Raw genomic sequence first — 20,651 nt, 5'->3', positions numbered from 1 at the left:
ACTAAGTTTCGTTGATCATAGCGCAACGGGCATGGCGTGGATGATTTTTTTTGCCCTAAGCCAATATCGAGCGCGCCGGCCTCAGATCTCCAGCAGCTCGGGGGAACGCACCAGCAGGCCGGCGCCGTACAGGTGCTGGCGGGCCAGGTACACGCTCTGGTCGCTGTAGTGGAAGATATTGGCGGCCGCCACGGCGTCGACCCGGGTTTGCTGCAAACCTTGCGCCATGTGTTCCCACTCGCCCACGCCGCCGCAGCCGATCACGGGAAGCCGCACGGCGGCGCTGACCGTGTCGAGCAGGGGCAGGTCGTAACCGTTCTTCATGCCGTCGCGGTCGATGGAGTTGAGCAGGATCTCGCCGGCCCCCATCTGTTCCACGCGGCGGGCCCAGTCCACGGCGGTCCAGCCGGTGGCTTCGCGGTTGCCGTCGCGCCGCACGCGGTGCACGCCATCCTCCTCCAGCCGGGCGTCGATCGACACCACGATGCACTGCGAACCGAATTCGCGCGCCGCCGTCGTGATGAAGGCCGGGTCGTCCAGCGCGATGGTGTTGATGGCGATCTTGTCGGCGCCGCGCGACAGGCGTTTTTCGATATCCTGCAGGCTGCGGATGCGCCCGCCGATGGTGATCGGCATGAAGGCATTGCGCGACACGTCCTCGATGATATCGAGCACGCTATCGTGGTTGGCGTGGCCCAGGTCGTCGCGCCGCATGTCATAGGTGTCGTCGCGCGTGATATCGAGGTAGATCAATTCGTCCGAGCCCCATTCCGACAAGCGCTTGACGGCCGTGACGGGATTGCCCAGGTTCTGGTACCGCTTGAACAGCTTGCTTTGCACGAGGAAACCGTTGCGCAACAGCAGGACCGGGATGACGCGATGTTTTTTCATGACAAAGCCAAAAAGTTCTTGGCCAGCCGCATGCCGGCGCGCTGGCTCTTTTCAGGATGGAATTGCACCCCGTACACATTGTCGCGGCCGACGGCGGCGCAGAACGTGCCGCCATAGTCGCTGGTGGCCAGCACTTGCCCGGGCTGCGCCACGTCGAACATGAAGCTGTGCACGTAATAGAAGTCCGGCGCCTGCTCCAGGCCCGCGAGCAGGGGGCTGGGGCGCACCACGTCGATATTGTTCCAGCCCACATGGGGCAAGGGCAGGTCACCGGCTTCCAGCCGGCGCACGTTGCCGCCTATCCAGCCCAGGCCGGGTGTCTCGCCGAACTCGTGGCCGACGTCGGCCAGCACTTGCATGCCGACGCAAATGCCCAGGAAGGGCCGGCCTTGCTGGCGCACCACCCGTTCCAGCACGTCCAGCGGCAGGCGCTCGTGGATGCGCCGCATGGCGGCCGCGAACGCGCCCACGCCGGGCAGCACGATATGGCTGGCGGCCTCGATATCGGCCACCTCGTTGGAGACCACCACGTCCGTGGCCAGCGCGGCAAACAGATTGTAGACCGACTTCACATTACCCGACCCGTAGTCGAGGATACAGACCCGTTGCACTATGCTTCTCCCTGGTCCAGCAAGTCCCAGCGCAAGGCGGTGCCGCGCGCGATGGCCACCTTGGCCCGGCTGTCCAGCACCGTGCCGAGATGCTTGGGCGCCAGTCCCAGACCGGGACGGATGGCGCGCACGTTATCGGCCGTCAACGGCGCGCCGGCCGCGATGTCGCAGCTGGCGTACAGCGAACGGCGGAATTTGGTCGACGCCTGCTCGGCCTGCGTGGCGCCGTAACTGACCTGCCCCAGCGCCTGCCAGGCGCGTTCCGTTTCCGTCACCAGCGCTTGCAGTTCGGCCGGCTCCAGCGAGAAGGCCGAGTCGACGCCGCCATCGGCGCGGTTCAGGGTGAAGTGCTTCTCGATCACGCTCGCCCCCAGCGCCACCGCCGCCACCGACACGCCGATGCCCATGGTGTGGTCGGACAGGCCGATCTCGCAGCCGTACAACTGGCGCATGTGGGGGATGGTCAGGATGTTGGTATTGGTGGGCAGGGCCGGGTAGGTACTGGTGCACTTGAGCAGGATCAGATCCTGGCAGCCGGCGGCCCGCGCCACCCGCACCGTCTCGTCCAGCTCGCCCATGCTGGCCATGCCGGTGGAAATGATCATCGGCTTGCCGGTGGCGGCCACGCGCCGGATCAGCGGCAAGTCGGTGTTTTCGAACGAGGCGATCTTATAGCAGGCCACGTCCAGGCTTTCCAGGAAATCGACGGCGCTGTCGTCGAACGGGGTGCTGAACGGAATCATGCCCAGTTCACGGGCGCGCGCGAAAATGGGCGCGTGCCACTCCCACGGGGTATGGGCCTCCTGGTACAGGTCGTACAGGGTGCGTCCGTTCCACAGCGACTTGGGGTCGTTGATGACGAAATCGGGGCCGGCCACGTCCAGCGTCATGGTGTCGGCGGTATAGGTTTGCAGCTTCAAGGCATGCGCGCCGGCGCGGGCGGCGGCCTCGACGATTTCCAGGGCCCGCTCCAGCGATTGATTGTGGTTGCCGGACATTTCGGCGATAACGAAGGGCTGGTGCCCGAGTCCGACCTGGCGATGCGCGATTTTCATGTTCACTCTCTGGTTAATTGTCTGCCCCGAACAGGCGGGCGAAGCGTGGCCGTTGCGCGGCCCACTCGTGCGCCAGGATGCCCAGCAAGGCCACATCGGTGCGGCGGCCATCCTTGATGACGTTGGCGCGCCGCGTCCCTTCCAGCGTGAAGCCGAATTTCTGGTGCATCTCGATCACCTTGGGATTGCTGGCCAACACTTCGCAATTGAGTTTCTGCAGGCCGAATTCGCCGAACGCCAGGTCCAGCAGGCGGAATTCCACCAGGCCGCCCACACCCTGCCCCTGCATGGCCGGGCTCAGGTAGAACGCCCATTCGGCCGACTGATGCTGGGGCTTGATGGCGCTCAGCGATACCAGCCCTTCGATGTTACCCATGTACAAAACCACCCAGGCCCGCTGGCTGGGGTTGGCGGCCAGGCTGGCCAGCCAGGCGGCGTGCTCGGGCACACCGATCTCATGGTCGGAATACATGTGGCAACGCACTTCGGGCGCGTTGCGCAACTGGCGCACCCGCTCCTGGTCCGCCGCGCTGCGCTCCAGCAGCGGCACGAACTGGACGCTGTCCAGACGGGGCTTGTTCAAGGCAACCTCCTTTACGTTCAACTGCTGGGCGCCAGGATGGCAGCGCACAGGCGGCCACACCCTTGCCCATCGATCATGCCGAAGTCCGGGAACCAGTGCGCGGGGATGCCGTCGGCGCACCAGCGCTCCAGGGCGCCGGCCAGGGCGGGCTCGTCCGCGTCAGCGGCGTCGCCCAGCCAGTCCACCAGGCCGCGTTCGGCCAGCAGGCCGGTCACCGCGCGCTGGTTGTCGGCCACCGTCACCACCACGCAGGGCAAGCCCAGGCACAAGCGTTCCCAGCAGGTGGCGCCGCCGGCGCCCAGCGCCAGGTCGGCCTGCATCATCAGCGGCGCCAGGCTGGGCAAGGCGCGATGCAGGCGCAACATGGCGTGCGGCGCCGCCAGCGCCTGCAAGTCGGGCCAGGCCGGGTTATTGGCCCCCACCACGACGTCAGCCGTCACACCGGGCAGGCTCAGGGAGATAATGGCCCGCATGGCGCGCTCCGTCAAGCCGTCGCGGTCGACGCCGCCGAAGAACACCAGCAGGCGCCGCACGGCGCCCTGGCGCGGGCGCGCTTCCTGGTGCAGGCGCGCATACAGCGGTTGCAACAGGGCGTAGCGTGGTCCGGCCAGCACCTGGCAGCCAGCCGGCACCAGCCCGTCGTAGCGGGCCGCGCCCTGCGCCGTCAAGTTTTGGTCCAGCAACAGGTCGCACGCGTGGCGCCGGTCGGCCAGGTCGTCGATGACCAGGATGCGGCCCACGCTGGCGCGCATGGCTAGCTGCCAGCGCCAGTCCAGCCCGTAATGGTCAACGATCAGCCAGTCTGGCCGCCACGGCAGCGCGGCCGCCGTTTCGGCCGCGTCCGTCTCCCAGCGCGCGCCCACCCAGGCCGCGTGCGCCGGCTGCGCATCGGCATCGGCGCTGGCCCCGCCATCGAGCGCCAGCAAGCGCACCGGGAAGCCCAGCGCCTCGAGCTGCGGACCCAGATGGCCGGGATGGGCACGGCACACGAAGGCCACCTCGGCCCCGCCGGCGCGCAACGATTCGGCCAGGGTCAGGCAGCGCATCACGTGGCCCGAGCCTATCTGCCACGCGGCATCGGTGCGAAAGACGATACGCATGGCGCCCCCTCAGGCCGTGGGGCCGGGGTCCAGGCGCAGCGCCTGGTAGGCCAGTTCGGCCCGGCGCCAGTCATCCGGCGTGTCGATATCGACCGCGCGCCAGGGCGGGATCACCAGCCCGCTGCCGTGCAGGTGGGGCGAGCGGCCCGCCAGCCAGGCGTCGCGCCGGCCCCAGTAGAACTGGCCGGCGTCGTAATAGCCTGGCGCCAGGTCCTGGCTGCGGGTGGCGGTAAATTCGGGAAAGAAGGGCGCCATGGCGCCATCGGCGTCGCGCCGCAGCGCGCGCTGTACGGCGGCCGGAAACACGGTCACGGCGAACGCGTAACCGGCGGCGTTGTTTTCGAGCAAAGCCAGCGCCGCGCCCAGGTCGGCACTGGCCAGCAATGGCACGGCCGGATAAATGCAGCACACCTGTTCGGCCTGCGGCCAGCCCAGCGCTTCGCAACGCTCGATCGCATCGATCACCACCGGTGTGGTGCCGGCGTGGTCGTCGGCCAGTGCCGGCGCCCGCAGGAACGGCACCTCGGCGCCGTACTGGCGCGCCGTGGCGGCGATCTCGGCGTCGTCGGTGGACACCACGATATGGTCGAACAGGCCGCTGGCGCGGGCCGCCTCGATCGCGTACGCGATCATCGGCTTGCCGGCGAACGGCTTGACGTTCTTGCGCGGGATGCGCTTGCTGCCGCCGCGGGCCGGAATCACGGCCAATCTCATGCCAGCGCGCTCCGCACGGCGGCCACCACCTGGTCTTGCTCGGCCTCGCTCAAGGCATAGTACAGCGGCAGGCTGATGGCCCCGGCGTAATAGCTTTCCGCCTGCGGACACAGGCCGGACTGGAAGCCCAGCCGCTGGTAATACGGCTGCTGGTAGACCGGGATGTAGTGCACATTGGCGCCCACCCCCTGGGCCCGCAGCGCGTCGAACACGGCGCGCCGGCGTTCCGGCGCCACGTGGATCGGATACAGGTGGTAGGCCGAGCGGCCGCTTGCGGCCTGGCCGGGGGTGCGCAACGCCAGCGGCGCCAGCAGCGTATCGTAGCGGGCCGCCAGCGCGCGCCGGCGCGCCACGAATTCATCGAGCCGGCTCAGCTGCGACAGCCCCAGCGCGGCCTGCAGGTCGGTGATCCGGTAGTTGTAGCCGAGCGCCACCTGTTCGTAGTACCAGGCGCCCTCGTCCGGATGCTGCAGCAGGGCCTGGTCGCGCGTCATGCCGTGCGAACGCAGCAGTTGCAAGGCCTGGTGCAGTGCCGGCTGGCGCGTCAGCACCATGCCCCCCTCGGCGGTGGTGAGGATCTTGACCGGGTGGAAGCTGAACACGGTCAGGTCGCTGTAGGCGCAGTTGCCAACCTTGCCGTCGCGGTAGTCGGCGCCCACCGCGTGCGAGGCATCCTCGATCACGCGGAAGCCGTAGCGCTGCGCCAGCGCGGCGATGGCCGCCATGTCGCACGACTGGCCGGCGAAATGGACCGGGATCACCACCTTGGGCAGGCGCCCGGCCTGGGCCGCCTGTTCCAGCTTGCGTTCCAGCGCCTGCGGGCACAGGTTGTAGGTGACCGGGTCGATATCGACGAAATCGACCTGGGCGCCGCAATACAGGGCGCAATTGGCCGAGGCCAGGAAGGTGTTGGGCGAGGTCCAGACCAGGTCGCCCGGCCCCACCTGCAGCGCCAGGCAGGCGATGTGCAGCGCGGCCGTGGCGTTGGCCACCGCCACCGCGTGCGGCGCGCCGCAATAGGCCGCCAGGCCTTGTTCGAAGGCGGTGATGGCCGGCCCCTGGGTGATCCAGTCCGAGCGCAGTACGGCCACCACGGCCGCGATGTCCTGCTCCGAAATCGATTGACGGCCGTAAGGGATCACGTCGGGCTGCCTTGCGCGATCAGGGCCTGGATCGCCGCCACGTCGAGGAACACGGGATTGGTGCCGGAACTGTATTCGAAACCGCTGGCGACGGCCGCGCCGGTCTCGCCGCAACCGTTGACTTCATACGGCGTTTCCATGTTGAACGCGATCGAGGGCTTGATCACGAAGTGGTCGTGGAATTCCAGCGTCAGGTGCGAATCGTCCAGCGGGCACATCACCTCATGCAGCTTTTCGCCCGGACGAATGCCGATGATCTTGCGCGGCAGCTGGGGCGCCATGGCCTGGGCCAGGTCGAGGATGGTGGCCGACGGAATCTTGGGCACGAAGATTTCGCCGCCATGCATGCGGGCAAAATTCTTGATCACAAAGTCCACCCCGTCCTGCAGCGTGATCCAGAAGCGCGTCATGCGCTCGTCGGTGATGGGCAATTCCTTGACGCCTTCGGCCAGCAGCTTCTGGAAGAACGGGATCACCGAACCGCGCGATCCGACCACGTTACCGTAGCGCACCACGGAGAAGCGGGTCGAGCGCTGGCCGACGATGTTGTTGGCCGCCACGAACAGTTTATCCGAGGCCAGCTTGGTGGCGCCGTACAGGTTGATGGGATTGGCCGCCTTGTCGGTCGACAGCGCGATCACCCGGTGCACGCCGCAGGCCAGCGCCGCATGGATCACGTTCTCGGCGCCATAGATATTGGTCTTGATGCATTCCATCGGATTGTATTCGGCCACCGGCACGTGCTTGAGCGCGGCCGCGTGGATCACATAGTCGACCCCGTCCATGGCCTGCGTCAGGCGCGCCTGGTCGCGCACGTCGCCGATGAAATAACGCATTTGCGGCGCGTTGAACGTCTGCGCCATTTCATATTGCTTGAGTTCATCGCGCGAATAGATGATCACCTTCTTGGGCTGATAGCGCGCCAGGATGGTCTGCACGAACTGTTTACCGAAGGAGCCGGTGCCGCCGGTGATGAGGATGGTTTTTTGATTGAGCATCGCGTCTTCCATAGATGAGTAGTGGCGCCGGGCCGACGCGCCATTATGCCTAGTATGCCCCATATCAACAATGACGGGGTCCAGAAAATTGCCGCGTGCTAGGGCTCGCGCACCGATTCGCTCACCGCCTTGGTCAGCGGCCACACCAGGTAGGACAACACGGAACGGTGGCCCACCACGATCTCCGCTTGCAGCGTCATGCCGGGCAGCAGGCGCGACTGCGGTTTCATGTTCTTGAGCGTGGCCTTGCCCAGCGTGATGCGGCTCAGATAATACGCATCCTGGCCCTGGGCCTGCGCCGTGTCGCGCCGGAACGCATCCTCGCTGACGGTGCGCACCGTGGCCGGCAAGTCGCCGTGGCGCTGGAACGGGAACGCGTCCAGTTTGATGTGCACTGGGTCGCCCGGCTTGATATAGCCGATGTCGAGCGAATCGATCTGCACTTCCGCCTCCAGCGTGGCCGCCAGCGGCACCAGGGTGAAGAACGGTTCGGCCTCGCGCGCGATGGAGCCGGTCGACAGCTTGGCGATCTCCAGCACCACGCCGTCGGCCGGCGCCGTCAGGCTCACCAGCTGGTGGCGCTTGTCGGCCTTCTGCAACTGCTCCTGCACGTCGTTACGCTCGCGCGAGATCAGCAGCATGTCCTCCATCGTCTTCTGGCGCCAGCTGCGGTCGAAGGCAGAGCGCTCGGCTTCCAGCCCGGCCAGCTCGCGCACCAGTTCCTGCTCGCGGTTCTTGGCCATCAGCTGGTCGCGCTCGACCTCGAGCCGCTTGTCCTGGGCCGCCAGCAACTGCATGCGGGCCCCGTACTGCTGGGCCACCAGCTTCTCCTGCATGGCCTCCAGCTCGCGCACCGATTTCAGGCGCGCCGCCAGCACCTGCTGGTCGCGCCGGTTGGTTTCCAGCGACGCGCGCAGGCGGCCGATGTTCTCCGTCAGCCGGTCCAGCTGGGCGCTGAAGTTGGCGCGCCGCTCGAGCGCCAGGCGCTGCTGCAGCAAGCTGTCGGCGTCGCCAGTGGTCAGGGTGGGCGCCGTCTTGCCCGACAGTTCCAGCGCCAGGCTGTCGCTCTGGGTGGTCAGGCTGCGCAGCTTGCTGCGCAACTGGCTTTCGTCGGCCTGGGCGAAGGTGGGGTCGAGCGTGGCCAGCCGTTCACCCTTGTGCACCACCTGGCCCACCCGCACTTCGATCTTTTGCACGATCGACGTTTCCAGCGGCTGCACCACGATGTTGGGCAAGGGATTGATCAGACGGCCGCGGCCCACCACCACCTGGTCGATCTCCGACAGGCTGGCCCAGACCAGCGCGATCAGCAGCGCGCCGGCCAGCACGGGCAAGGTGATGCGGGCGAAGCGCGGCAGCGGCCGCAGTTCGATCTCGTCCGCGTCGGGCAGGAATTCGACTTCCTTACGGCCGGCGCCGTCGTTCACAGGTGGCTTGTTTGTTGATTCCATAGGTGCTGATAGGTCTCGCTGCGCTGTAACAATTCTTCATGCCGGCCGCTGTCCATCAGGCTGCCGCGCTGCATGACCAGGATGGCGTCGGCGTTGACCAGGGTCGACAGGCGGTGCGAAATCATCACCACCGTACGGCCCACGGCGATGCGCGACAGGTTGTTGATGAAGATGGCTTCGCTTTCCGGGTCCAGCGCGCTGGCCGCCTCGTCCAGGATCAGGATGCGCGGCTTGGTCAGCAGGGCGCGGGCGATCGACAAGCGTTGCTTCTGGCCGCCCGACAGGTTGGAGGCATTCTCCTCGAGCAGCGTATCATAGCCCTGCGGCATGCGCTCGATGAATTCGTCGGCGCCGGCGGCCGAGGCGGCCGCGACGATTTCCTCGAACGTCGCGTCGGCCTTGGCGGCGGCGATGTTCTCGCGCACCGTGCCGCGGAACAGGAAGTTTTCCTGCAACACCACGCCGATCTGACGCCGCAAATGGGTCAGGTCGATTTCGCGCGCATCGACCCCGTCAAAGCGCACAATGCCTTCCTGCAGCGGATACAGGCCCTGGATCAGCTTGGTCAAGGTGGTCTTGCCGGAACCGCTGCGGCCGACGATGCCGACGATGGTGCCCGGCTCGATGGCGAAACTGGCCCGGTCCAGCGCCGTGGTGGTGGCGCCCGGATAGCGGAACGTGACCTGGTCGAAGGCGATCCGGCCCTGCAGCTGCGGCCGCAGGCCGGCGCCGCCGGCACGCCCTTCCGGCGCGCGGTTCATGACCTCGCCCAGCATGCGCACCGACAGCGCCGTCTCCTGGTATTCGTTGACCAGGCCGACGATGCTGATCAGCGGTTGCACCACGCGCCCGGTGATCATCTGGAAGGCGATCAGCGCGCCCACCGACAGGGTCTGGTCGAACACGTCCTGGGCGCCGATCACGATGATCACGACCGGCAGCAGCTTGCCGAGGAAGTCGGTGATGGCGTTGCCCGTGATGGAAATCTGGCCGACCCGGAAGTGCATCGCGATCGACTCGGCCGAACGCTGGTCCCAATGCTTGCGCTGGGTCGGTTCCAGCGCCAGCGCCTTGACCGTGCGCATGCCGTGCACGGTCTCGACCAGCATGGCCTGGCGCCGTCCTTCGGCCGAGTACAGGGCCGACAGGCGGCGCTGGAACGTCGGCACCATGGCCGCCACCACGGCACCGATGGCCACCGTGAAGGCCAGCGTGATCATGGCCAGCTTGACGGAATAGGTAAACAGGATGGGCAGGAAGATCAGCAGCGCGGTCGCGTCCAGCGCCGTGAAGAACAGCCGGCCGGTGAGGAAGTTGCGGATCTTTTCCAGCTGCTGCATGTGGCGCGTGATGACGCCGGCACTGGTGGTTTCGAAGTAATCGATCGGCAACGTCAGCAGGTGGCCAAAGGTGCGCCGGGTCAGCCGCATGTCGATCTTGTTGGTGGCCGCCAAGGTCAAAATCTGGCGCAGGAAGCCGAACAGGGCGTCGAACACCAGCGCGATGACGATGCCCACGCCCAGCACCACCAGGGTGGAATTACTCTGGTGCACCAGCACCTTGTCGATCACCAGCTGGAAGAACACCGGCGAGGCGAGCGCCAGGAAGTGCATGGCGATGGCGGCGATGGCGATATCGCGGAAGGCCGCCTTCTGCTTGAGGATTTCGGGAATGAACCAGCGCAGGCCGAAGGGCTGATTGACGTCCGTCAGCGCGTGCTGGCGTTTGACGAACAGCACCGCGCCATGCCAGCGGCTGGTGAACTGGGCTTTATCGAGCAGGATCAAGCCCACGCCTTCCTCGAGCGGATCGAGGATCACCACCTTGCCATCCTCGCTGCGCACGCCGACCACGATCACGGCGTTGCCATTGTCGAGCCGCGCCATCAGCGGGAACACCCCGCCCTGGGCCAGCAGGGTATCCCAGTCGAGGTGGCCGACCCGCGCCTTGAGCCCAATCTCGGTCGCGATGCGCAGCACCAAGGCATCGGCTGGCTCGGCTGCCCCCAGGGCGTAATCGTCAACCAAGCGTTCTGGGTGGACTTGCAACCCATGATGCTGGGCGATGGCGGTCAAGCATTGTACGACGGTATGGGGAAATTTCGCTTGCATCGTCTCAGGCTAAAGTGAATACACGGGGGAACAAGCTGGCGCGGCAGGCCGAGCATGATTCTACTCTGCCTGCCGCGCCCTGTGGCGGCTTTTTCCACCTGCTGCGGCGCCGTTTAACGGGGCATGGCGAGCACGCCTTGCACGGCCGCCACGTCCCAGCGCGCGATGGCGCTGGCCACGCTGACGCCGCCTGGCGCGGCGGCGCCAGCCAGGGGGGCGGCGCCGGTGCCGGCCTGGGCCAGCAGGCCAGCCAGCCGCTGGGCCGCACCGGCCAGGCCGGGGCTGGCGGCGCTCTGGAACCAGACGTCGGCCATGGCATGGTGCTGGCCATCGACGGTTTCGTAGCGGGAACTCAGTCCCACCCAGTTGCCGTTGTTGACCTGCCCCTGCGCCTGGGCCGCCAGGTCCAGGCTGGCGATGCCACGCTGTTGCAGCGTGCTCAGTTCGGACGCCTGGCTGACGCCGTCGGCATTGCTGTCGACCCACACTGTCAAGGCGCCAAAGGCGCTATCGTTGCGGTCGATCTTGCCATCGCCGTTGCTGTCGAGTGCCGCCAGTGCCTGGTAACCTTGGGCCGCCTTGCTGCCGTCGGCCAGAGTCACGGCACTACCGAACAGCTCACCGCCGTCGTCGATCCGGCCGTTACCGTTGCGGTCCATCGCCAGCAAGCCATCGCCGCCGCCGACCCAACCGGTGTTGACGGCCGTACCGCTGGCCTGGATGTCGAACTGCACACCGGCCGCCACATTCAAGGTCTGCACGCCGTTGCCATCCAGGTCCAGCACCAGCGGTGTCTGGCCCAGGTACAGCAGGTGAGGCAACTGGGTGCCGCTGAGCGCGGCGACTTGGGTCGTGGTGAGGGCGCGTGACTGGACCGAAGTCAGCGCTTCCAGCTGCGCCGTGCCAAGCGCGGCCATGTCCGCCGTGGACAGGATGTGGATGGCGGCCGTGCGCAGCGCGGCGATCGCCTGCGGTGCCAGCGCCACCAGGTCGGCCGTGCCCAGCGCGGCCACCTGGGCCGAGCGCAGCGCGGCCACCTGGACCGTCGTCAAGGCGGCGGCCAGGCCGGTGCTGAGCACGGCCATGCTGCTGGTGCCCAGCGCCGCCACCACGGCCGTGCTCAAGGCTTGCAGCTGGGTGGTGCCGAGCGAGTCGATAAAGGAGGTGCTGAGCGCCGCGATCTGGGCCGTGCGCAGCGCCGCCACGGCCGCCGTCGACAATTGGTTCAGCTGGGCACCGCTGAGCGCGGCCACTTGCGTCGTGCTCAGCGCGGCCACTTGCGCCGAGCGCAACTCGCCCAGCTGGCTACTGGTCAGCGCCGCCACTTCCGCACTGCTGAGGCCAAGGATGGCGCTGGTGCGCAAGGCGCTGAGCTGGCTGCCATCCAGGCTGGCCACGCCGGCGCTCGCCAGTGCCTGCACCTGGGCCGAGCGCAGCGCGGCGAAGTCGGCACTGGACAAGGCGGCCAGCTGGGCCGGCGACAAGGCCGCCACCTGGGCCGTCGTGAAGGCGGCCACCTGGCGCGTGTCGAGCGCGTCCAGCTGGCTGGTGCCGAGCGCGCCGATGGCGGCCGTCGACAGCGCCGCCACGGCGCTGGTGCGCAGCCCGGCCAGGGCACTGGGCGCCAGCACGGCCACATCGCCCGTGCTCAGCGCGGCCAGTTGGACGGTGCGCAGCGCGGCCAGCTGGGCCGTCCCCAGGCCGGCCACCTGCGCCGTCCCCAGGGCGGCGATGGCCGCCGTGTTGAGCGCGCCGAAGGCGGCCGTGCGCAAGGCATTCAATTGTGTGCTGCTGAGCGCGCCGATATCGGCGGCGTTCCAGCTTGCCACCTGGGCGGTACGCAGCGCCCCCAGGTCGTCCGGCGACAGACTACCCAGCTGGGCGCTGTTCAAGGCCTCCAACTGGGCCGTGCCCAGCGCCGCGATCTGGGGTGTGCTCAGCGCGCCAAGTTGGCTCGTGCTGAGCCCCGCCACCAGCGAGGTGGCCAACGCAGCGATGGCGGAAGTGCGCAACGCCGCCAGCCAGCTGCCGTCCAGGGCCAGCACGCTGGCGCTGGACAAGGCCGCCAGCTGGGCGGTACGCAAGGCGCCGATATCGGCCGAATCGAGGGCGGCCAGCTGGCCGCTGCCCAGCACGGCCACCTGGCCCGTGCGCAGGGCCGCGATCTGGCGCGTGCCCAAGGCGGCGATCTGGCTGGTGGCCAGGGCCGCCAGCTCGGTGGTGCCGATGGCGGCGATGGCCGAGGTGCCCAGTTGCGCCAGCAAGTGCGGCGTCAGCGCCGTCAGCCCCAGCGCCATCACCTGTTCCGGTTTGAGCGCGGCCACCTGGCGCGAGCTGAGTGCATCGATCTGGCTGGTGCCGAGCGCGACGATGCCGGCGCTGCCCAACGCCACCAGGGACGAGGTGCGCAGCGCGCCGATCTGGGCCGTGCTGAGCGAGGCCAGGTCGGCGCCGTTCAAGCCTGCCATCTGGCTGCTGTGCAGGGCGCCGATGTCGTCCGGCGACAGTGCGGCCAGCTGGGTGGTGCCGAGCGCGGCCAACTGGGCGCTGCCCAGGGCCGCCACCTGGCCGGTCCCCAGGGCGGCCAACTGAGCCGTGCTGAAGGCCGCGACTTCGTCCATGGCCAGCCCGCGCACTTGGCTGGTGCGCAGCACCGCCAACTGGGCCGTGCCGAGGGCGGCGATACCGGTGCTGCCCAGGGCCTGCAGCTGCACGGTACGCAGTGCCATCAATTCAGCGCTGCTGAGGGCGCCGATCTGGGCGCTGCCCAGGACGGCGATCTGGGCGGTGCCGAAGGCCGCCAGTTGGGCCGTCCGCAGGGTGGCGATCTGGCTGGTTGTCAAGGCGGCGATAAAGGAGGTGTTGAGCGCAGCCAGCGCGGCCGTCTTGAGCGCGCCGAAGCCGGCGGACGACAGCGCCGCCACGTCGGCCCCGCTCATGCCCGCGATCTGGGTGCTGCTCAGGGCCGCCACCTGGGCGGTACGCAGCGCGCCCAGCTGGCCGGTGGTGAGCGCGTCCAGCGCCGTCTGGCCGAGCGCGCCGATCACGCTGGTGCGCAGGGCGGCCACCTGGCTCGTGCTCAGGCTGGCCAGCACGGCGGTACCAAGCGCGCTGATCTGGCTCGATTTCAAGCCTGCGATGGCGTCTGTGGCCAGCTGCATGACCTGGCCGCTGCCAAGCGCGGCCAGCTGGTCGGCCGTCAGGGCCGCGACCTGGGCACTGCGCAAGGCGTCGAACTGGGCGCTGCCGAGCGCGCCAATGCCGGCCGTCCCCAGCGCCACCACGGCGCTGGTGCTGAGCGCACGGACCTGGGCCGAGCCCAATGCCGCCAGCGCCGCGCTGCCCAGCGCGGCCACCTGCACCGTGCGCAAGGCGCCGATGTCGGCCGTCGGCAAGGCCGACAACTGGGCTGTCGTCAGGCTTTGCAGTTGTTCAATGGACATGGCCGCCATCTGGGCCGGCAGCAGGGCGGCCAGCTGGCCGCTGGTCAGCGCGTCCACGCCGGCCACGCCCAGCGCCGCCAACTGGGACGACGTCAGCGCGGCCACGTCGGCCGAGGCCAAGGCGGCCAGCTGGGTACTGGTCAAGGCGGCGATTTCGCTGGTGGCCAGCAAGCGCACCTGGCCCGTGTACAAGGCCGCCACCTGGGTGGTGGTGAGTGCGGCCGTCAGCGTCGGCCCCAGCGCTTGCAGCTGCGGCCCCTTGAACCAGCGGATCTGATCACCACTAAACGCCTGCAGCTGGCTGGTGCTGAGCACGGCAATGTTGGCGGTCGTGAGCAAGCCGATCGCGGAAGTAGACAGGGCGGCAATGTCGGCCGTGCTGAGAGAGGCAATATCGGTCATGGTCGGAATCGATCCACACTGGGTTCAAAGATGAAATTGACGTACAGCAATTGATTTCAAGCAAGGCTACGCCTATCGGAGTCGACGGTCAACCTGAACTTGCGTTCCTTGAGCTTATGACAAAAACAATGAATTAATGTTGCGCCGTGATGGTGGTGCGGAGTGCCGTGCCGGCCGCTTCCTGGTGGAAGCGGCCGGCAGGTGGGGACGACTGACTACTTACTTCGCGACGAACAGCGTGCCGTTGGTGGCGCCCTGGTTCAGGCCGATGGTACGGGTGCTGTGGTCAGTGCCGGCCAGATCGGCGGCGCTGCCCAACGGCTTACCGTTGGCATCGAACTGTTGCAGCACGTCAGCCATGCGGGTGGCGACGCCCAGGGTGTCGCCTGGTTGCGGCAGCGCCAGCTGGCCGGAGCCGGTGGCGGCGTTGTTGCCCGCCGCATCGAAGCCGGTGATGGCTTGCGCCATCGCGCTGGCCTTGCCGCGCAGGTCGTTCTGGAACCAGACGTCCGCCATGGCATGGTTCTGGCCGTCAACGGTTTCGTAGCTGGAGCTCAGTCCCACCCAGTTGCCGTTGTTGACTACCCCGTTCTTCTGGGCCGTCAGATCCAGGCTGGCGATACCGCGCTGTTGCAGCGTGCTCAGTTCGGACGCTTGGCTGACGCCGTCGGCATTGCTGTCGACCCACACTTTCAGGTCGCCGAAGGCGCTATCCTTGCTGTCGATCTTGCCATCGCCGTTGCTGTCGAGTGCCGCCAGTGCCTGGTAACCATTGGCCGCCTTGCTGCCGTCGGCCAGGGTCACAGCACTACCGAACAGTTCGCCGCCGTCATTGATCCGGCCGTCACCATTGCGGTCCATCGCCAGCAAGCCATCGCCGCTGCCGACCCAACCGGTGTTGACGGCCGTACCGCTGGCCTTGATGTCGAACTGCACGCCGGCCGCCACGTTCAGCGTCTGCACGCCGTCGCCATTCAGGTCCAGCACCAGCGGCGTGACGCCGATGTAGGTCAGGTGGCTGATCTGGGTGGTGGTCAGGGCGTCGATCTGGGTGCTGCTCAAGGCCTTGGTCTGGCTGGACGTGAGCGCCTCGATCTGGCCGGTGGTCAGCGCCTGCATGTCGGTGGTCGACAGCGATGCGACCTGGGCCGTACGCAGGGCACGCACATCCCCGGTGCTCAGCTCGACGAGCTGGTTGGTGCTCATGGCCGCCAGTTGCGTGGTGGTGAAGGCCGCCACTTGGGCCGTGCTCAGCACATCGATTTCAGTGGTGCTGATGGCGGCCACCTGGGCCGTGGTCAGGGCCGCGATGGCGGCCGTGCCCAGTGCCAGCACTTGCGAGGAACTCAGTTCCACCAGACCGGCGGTGGCCAGCGCTGCCACTTGCGCCGTGCGCAGGGCGGCGATGTCGTTGGTCTGGAAGGCGACGATCTGCGCCGAGTTCAAGGCCGCCACTTCGCCCGTACCGAGCGCCACCACTTGCGCCGTGCGCATCACGTCGATGTCGGTGGTGCTCAGGGACGCGGCCTGGGTGGTGGTCAGCGCGGCGATGGCGGCGCTGCCCAGTGCCATGAAGGACGCGGTGTTCAGTTCCCGCAGGTCGCTGGTGCTCAGCACGGCGATCTGCGCCGTCCTCAAGGCGGCAGCCTGGACGCTGGTCATCACGCTGGCCTGGGTGGTGCTGAGCGCGGCGGCGACGGTGGTGCTCAGGGCCGCGATGGAACCGGTGCTCAGGGCCACGAACTGGCCGGTGGTCAGCGCGGTCACGTCGGTGGTGCCGAGCGAGGCCACTTGCGCCGTGCGCAGCGCGCCGATGTCCGACGAGCTCAGCTCGACGATCTGGTTGGTGCTCATGGCCGCCAGCTGGGTGGTGGTCAGGGCCGCCGTTTGCGCCGTGCCCAGCACGTCGATTTCGGTGGTGCTGATGGCGGCCACCTGGGTCGTGGTCAGGGCCGCGATGGCGGCCGTGCCCAGTGCCATGAATTGCACCGAGCTCAGTTCCACCAGACCGGCGGTGGCCAGCGCGGCCACTTGCGCCGTACGCAGGGCGGCGATGGCGTTGCTCTGGAGCGCGACGACCTCGTTGGTGGTCAGCGCGGCCACGTCGCTGGTGGTCAACGCCACCACTTGCGCGGTGCGCATCACGTCGATCTGGGTGGTGCTCAGGGACGCGGCCTGGGTGGTGGTCAGCGCGGCGATGGCGGCGCTGCCCAGTGCCATGAAGGACGAGGTGGTCAGCTCCACCAGGTCGCTGGTGCTCAGCACGGCGACCTGGGCCGTCTTCAAGGCGGCGGCCTGGGCGCTGGACATCACGCTGGCCTGGGTGGTGGTCAGCGCGGCGGCCACGGTGGTGCTCAGGGCCGCGATGGAACCGGTGCTCAGGGCCACGAACTGGCCGGTGGTCAGGGCGGTCACGTCGGTGGTGCCGAGCGAGGCCACTTGCGCCGTGCGCAGCGCGCCGATGTCCGACGAGCTCAGCTCGACGATCTGGTTGGTGCTCATGGCCGCCAGTTGCGTGGTGGTCAGGGCCGCCGTTTGCGCCGTGCTCAGCACGTCGATTTCGGTGGTGCTGATGGCGGCCACCTGGCCCGTGGTCAGGGCCGCGATGGCGGCCGTGCCCAGTGCCAGGAATTGCGCCGAGCTCAGTTCCACCAGGCCGGCGGTAGCCAGCGCGGCCACTTGCGCCGTCTTCAGGGCGGCGATGGCGTTGGTCTGGAAGGCGACGATCTGCGCCGAGGTCAGCGCGGATACGTCACCGGTGTTCAACGCCACCACTTGCGCCGTGCGCATCACGTCGATGTCGGTGGTGCTCAGGGACGCGGCCTGGGTGGTGGTCAGCGCGGCGATGGCGGCGCTGCCCAGTGCCATGAAGGACGAGGTGTTCAGTTCCCGCAGGTCGCTGGTGCTCAGCACGGCGATCTGGGCCGTCTTCAAGGCGGCGGCCTGGGCGCTGGACATCACGCTGGCCTGGGTGGTGGTCAGCGCGGCGGCCACGGTGGTGCTCAGGGCCGCGATGGAACCGGTGCTCAGGGCCACGAACTGGCCGGTGGTCAGCGCGGTCACGTCGGTGGTGCCGAGCGAGGCCACTTGCGCCGTGCGCAGCGCGCCGATGTCAGTCGAGCTCAGCTCGACGATCTGGTTGGTGCTCATGGCCGCCAGCTGGGTGGTGGTCAGGGCCGCCGTTTGCGCCGTGCTCAGCACGTCGATTTCGGTGGTGCTGATGGCGGCCACCTGGGCCGTGGTCAGGGCCGCGATGGCGGCCGTGCCCAGTGCCATGAATTGCGCCGAGCTCAGTTCGACCAGGCCGGCGGTGGCCAGCGCGGCCACTTGCGCCGTGCGCAGGGCGGCGATGGCGTTGGTCTGGAACGCGACGACCTCGTTGGTGGTCAGCGCGGCCACGTCGCCGGTGGTCAACGCCACCACTTGCGCCGTGCGCATCACATCGATGTCGGTGGTGCTCAGGGACGCGACCTGGGTGGTGGTCAGCGCGGCGATGGCGGCGCTGCCCAGTGCCATGAAGGACGAGGTGTTCAGCTCCACCAGGTCGCTGGTGCTCAGCACGGCAACCTGGGCCGTCTTCAAGGCGGCGGCCTGGGCGCTGGTCATCACGCTGGCCTGGGTGGTGGTCAGCGCGGCGACGGCGGTGGTGCTCAGGGCCGCGACGGAACCGGTGCTCAGGGCCACGAACTGGCCGGTGGTCAGCGCGGTCACGTCGGTGGTGCCGAGCGAAGCCACTTGCGCCGTGCGCAGCGCGCCGATGTCAGCCGAGCTCAGCTCGACGATCTGGTTGGTGCTCATGGCCGCCAGCTGGGTGGTGGTCAGGGCCGCCGTTTGCGCCGTGCTCAGCACGTCGATTTCGGTGGTGCTGATGGCGGCCACCTGGCCCGTGGTCAGGGCTGCGATGGCGGCCGTGCCCAGCGCCAGGAATTGCGCCGAGCTCAGTTCCACCAGGCCGGCGGTGGCCAGCGCGGCCACTTGCGCCGTGCGCAGGGCGGCGATGGCGTTGGTCTGGAAGGCGACGATCTGCGCCGAGTTCAGTGCGGACACGTCACCGGTGTTCAACGCCACCACTTGCGCGGTGCGCATCACATCGATGTCGGTGGTGCTCAGGGACGCGGCCTGGGTGGTGGTCAGCGCGGCGATGGCGGCGCTGCCCAGTGCCATGAAGGACGCGGTGTTCAGTTCCCGCAGGTCGCTGGTGCTCAGCACGGCGACCTGGGCCGTCTTCAAGGCGGCGGCCTGGGCGCTGGAGATCACGCTGGCCTGGGTGGTGGTCAGCGCGGCGGCCACGGTGGTGCTCAGGGCCGCGATGGAACCGGTGCTCAGGGCCACGAACTGGCCGGTGGTCAGCGCGGTCACGTCGGTGGTGCCGAGCGAGGCCACTTGCGCCGTGCGCAACGCGCCGATGTCAGTCGAGCTCAGCTCGACGATCTGGTTGGTGCTCATGGCCGCCAGCTGGGTGGTGGTCAGGGCCGCCGTTTGCGCCGTGCTCAGCACGTCAATTTCGGTGGTGCTGATGGCGGCCACCTGGGTCGTGGTCAGGGCCGCGATGGCGGCCGTGCCCAGCGCCATGAATTGCGCCGAGCTCAGTTCCACCAGGCCGGCGGTGGCCAGCGCGGCCACTTGCGCGGTGCGCAGGGCGGCGATGGCGTTGGTCTGGAACGCGACGACCTCGTTGGTGGTCAGCGCGGCCACGTCACCGGTGGTCAACGCCACCACTTGCGCGGTGCGCATCACGTCGATCTGGGTGGTGCTCAGGGCTGCGGCCTGGGTGGTGGTCAGCGCGGCGATGGCGGCGCTGCCCAGTGCCATGAAGGACGCGGTGTTCAGTTCCACCAGGTCGCTGGTGCTCAGCACGGCGACCTGGGCCGTCTTCAAGGCGGCGGCCTGGGCGCTGGTCATCACGCTGGCTTGGACGGTGCTGAGCGCGGCGGCGACGGTGGTGCTCAGGGCCGCGATGGAACCGGTGCTCAGGGCCACGAACTGGCCGGTGGTCAGCGCGGTCACGTCGGTGGTGCCGAGCGAGGCCACTTGCGCCGTGCGCAGCGCGCCGATGTCAGTCGAGCTCAGCTCGACGATCTGGTTGGTGCTCATGGCCGCCAGCTGGGTGGTGGTCAGGGCCGCCGTTTGCGCCGAGCCCAGCACGTCAATTTCGGTGGTGCTGATGGCGGCCACCTGGCCCGTGGTCAGGGCCGCGATGGCGGCCGTGCCCAGCGCCATGAATTGCGCCGAGTTCAGTTCCACCAGACCGGCGGTGGCCAGCGCGGCCACTTGCGCCGTGCGCAGGGCGGCGATGGCGCTGGTCTGGAGCGCGACGACCTCGTTGGTGGTCAGCGCGGCCACGTCGCCGGTGGTCAACGCCACCACTTGCGCGGTGCGCATGACGTCGATCTGGGTGGTGCTCAGGGACGCGGCCTGGGTGGTGGTCAGCGCGGCGATGGCGGCGCTGCCCAGCGCCATGAAGGACGCGGTGTTCAACTCCACCAGGTCAGCCGTTTCAAGCACGGCGACCTGCGCCGTCTTCAGTGCCGCCGCCTGGCCGGTGGTCATCACTTGGATCTGGGTGCTGCTCAATGCCACGATACTGGAGGTACCGAGTGCGGCGATGCCGGAGGTGCTCAGCGCCATGAATTGCGACGACGACAATTCCACCACGTCCGTCGCGCTCAATGCCCCCACCTGCGCCGAACGCAGCACGCTCACATTGCCGGTATGCAGGACCGCGATCGAATTCGTGCTCAACGCCGCGACCTGGGCCGAGGTCAGCGCCACCGTCTGCGCGGTGCTCAGCACATCGATCTGGGTGGTCGTCAAGGCTTGGACCGCGGAGGTCGTCAGCGCGGCCATTTCGGCGGTCGTTAACGAGCCGAACTGGGCGGAATCCAGCACTTGCACCTGGCTCGAGGACAGGGCGGCGATTTCAGTCGTACCCAATCCAGCGATCTGCGTCGTGGATAGCGCGGCGATCTGGCTGGTAGTGAGGGTTGAAACGATGGTCATTTTCATTCTCCTTGGAACTGCATTGGGTACGGAATTGGATATCGCGAGCTTGCCGTTTGTCGCTGACGATCCGAATATTCGGACGCTACGTTTACCTTTTAACGTCCGGCAACTTCGGAACTTTAGTGGTACGTGATACTTTGAAGCATT

12 protein-coding genes are annotated in these 20,651 nt (G+C 67.9%); all 12 read right to left on the bottom strand.

Translation table 11 applies throughout. The features are described from left to right. Positions 1-81: 81 nt before the first annotated feature. The gene (gene hisF, locus H3H39_RS03425; RefSeq protein ID WP_182151849.1) at positions 82-891 is read right to left on the bottom strand and encodes an imidazole glycerol phosphate synthase subunit HisF; all 810 of its coding nucleotides are present in this window, start codon (positions 889-891) and stop codon (positions 82-84) included. Continuing rightward, positions 888-1,502: an imidazole glycerol phosphate synthase subunit HisH gene (gene hisH, locus H3H39_RS03420; protein ID WP_182151847.1), complete on the bottom strand. Its 615-nt coding sequence runs from the start codon at positions 1,500-1,502 to the stop codon at positions 888-890. Before hisH ends, hisF begins: the two co-directional genes overlap by 4 nt. Next, entirely contained in the window at positions 1,502-2,557 is a 1,056-nt protein-coding gene (gene pseI / locus H3H39_RS03415) for a pseudaminic acid synthase (RefSeq protein ID WP_182151846.1), read from the bottom strand. Before pseI ends, hisH begins: the two co-directional genes overlap by 1 nt. 13 nt (positions 2,558-2,570) lie before the next feature. Further along, the gene (gene pseH / locus H3H39_RS03410) at positions 2,571-3,140 is read right to left on the bottom strand and encodes a UDP-4-amino-4,6-dideoxy-N-acetyl-beta-L-altrosamine N-acetyltransferase (RefSeq protein ID WP_220461404.1); all 570 of its coding nucleotides are present in this window, start codon (positions 3,138-3,140) and stop codon (positions 2,571-2,573) included. Between the two features lie 17 nt (positions 3,141-3,157). After that, positions 3,158-4,240 (bottom strand): UDP-2,4-diacetamido-2,4,6-trideoxy-beta-L-altropyranose hydrolase, encoded by a 1,083-nt coding sequence (pseG, locus tag H3H39_RS03405; RefSeq protein ID WP_182151845.1) that lies wholly within the window; start codon positions 4,238-4,240, stop codon positions 3,158-3,160. Positions 4,241-4,249: 9 nt separating this feature from the next. Further along, a complete protein-coding gene (gene pseF / locus H3H39_RS03400; RefSeq protein WP_182151843.1) occupies positions 4,250-4,954 on the bottom strand; it encodes a pseudaminic acid cytidylyltransferase in 705 nt (234 codons plus the stop codon). Beyond that, a complete protein-coding gene (gene pseC / locus H3H39_RS03395; protein ID WP_182151841.1) occupies positions 4,951-6,096 on the bottom strand; it encodes a UDP-4-amino-4,6-dideoxy-N-acetyl-beta-L-altrosamine transaminase in 1,146 nt (381 codons plus the stop codon). The genes pseF and pseC overlap by 4 nt, the downstream gene beginning before the upstream one ends. Then, positions 6,093-7,094 (bottom strand): UDP-N-acetylglucosamine 4,6-dehydratase (inverting), encoded by a 1,002-nt coding sequence (gene pseB / locus H3H39_RS03390; RefSeq protein WP_182151836.1) that lies wholly within the window; start codon positions 7,092-7,094, stop codon positions 6,093-6,095. Before pseB ends, pseC begins: the two co-directional genes overlap by 4 nt. 98 nt (positions 7,095-7,192) lie before the next feature. Then, positions 7,193-8,545, bottom strand: coding sequence for an HlyD family type I secretion periplasmic adaptor subunit (locus H3H39_RS03385; protein ID WP_182151829.1), 1,353 nt, complete (start codon positions 8,543-8,545; stop codon positions 7,193-7,195). After that, positions 8,518-10,656, bottom strand: a complete 2,139-nt coding sequence (locus H3H39_RS03380; protein WP_182151827.1) for a peptidase domain-containing ABC transporter — start codon at positions 10,654-10,656, stop codon at positions 8,518-8,520. The genes H3H39_RS03385 and H3H39_RS03380 overlap by 28 nt, the downstream gene beginning before the upstream one ends. Positions 10,657-10,769: 113 nt before the next feature. Continuing rightward, positions 10,770-14,501 carry a beta strand repeat-containing protein gene (locus H3H39_RS03375; protein ID WP_182151825.1) on the bottom strand — a complete coding sequence of 1,244 codons (3,732 nt, stop codon included), beginning with the start codon at positions 14,499-14,501 and terminating at the stop codon, positions 10,770-10,772. Between the two features lie 219 nt (positions 14,502-14,720). After that, positions 14,721-20,501, bottom strand: coding sequence for a beta strand repeat-containing protein (locus H3H39_RS03370; protein ID WP_182151823.1), 5,781 nt, complete (start codon positions 20,499-20,501; stop codon positions 14,721-14,723). Positions 20,502-20,651: the final 150 nt, after the last annotated feature.

The organism is Rugamonas apoptosis (genome assembly GCF_014042355.1).
Classification (GTDB): Bacteria; Pseudomonadota; Gammaproteobacteria; order Burkholderiales; family Burkholderiaceae_D; genus Rugamonas; species Rugamonas apoptosis.
The sequence above is the reverse complement of the archived record's forward strand: the minus strand, read 5'-3'. Positions and strand labels throughout refer to the sequence as shown.

Bases quoted from the DNA above. Each gene is read 5' to 3' on its own strand.
- hisF (WP_182151849.1), bottom strand. From the start codon at position 891: ATGAAAAAACATCGCGTCATCCCGGTCCTGCTGTTGCGCAACGGTTTC.
- pseI (WP_182151846.1), bottom strand. From the start codon at position 2,557: ATGAAAATCGCGCATCGCCAGGTCGGACTCGGGCACCAGCCCTTCGTT.
- pseG (WP_182151845.1), bottom strand. From the start codon at position 4,240: ATGCGTATCGTCTTTCGCACCGATGCCGCGTGGCAGATAGGCTCGGGC.
- pseF (WP_182151843.1), bottom strand. From the start codon at position 4,954: ATGAGATTGGCCGTGATTCCGGCCCGCGGCGGCAGCAAGCGCATCCCG.
- pseB (WP_182151836.1), bottom strand. From the start codon at position 7,094: ATGCTCAATCAAAAAACCATCCTCATCACCGGCGGCACCGGCTCCTTC.
- H3H39_RS03385 (WP_182151829.1), bottom strand. From the start codon at position 8,545: ATGGAATCAACAAACAAGCCACCTGTGAACGACGGCGCCGGCCGTAAG.
- H3H39_RS03380 (WP_182151827.1), bottom strand. From the start codon at position 10,656: ATGCAAGCGAAATTTCCCCATACCGTCGTACAATGCTTGACCGCCATC.
- H3H39_RS03375 (WP_182151825.1), bottom strand. From the start codon at position 14,501: ATGACCGATATTGCCTCTCTCAGCACGGCCGACATTGCCGCCCTGTCT.
- H3H39_RS03370 (WP_182151823.1), bottom strand. From the start codon at position 20,501: ATGACCATCGTTTCAACCCTCACTACCAGCCAGATCGCCGCGCTATCC.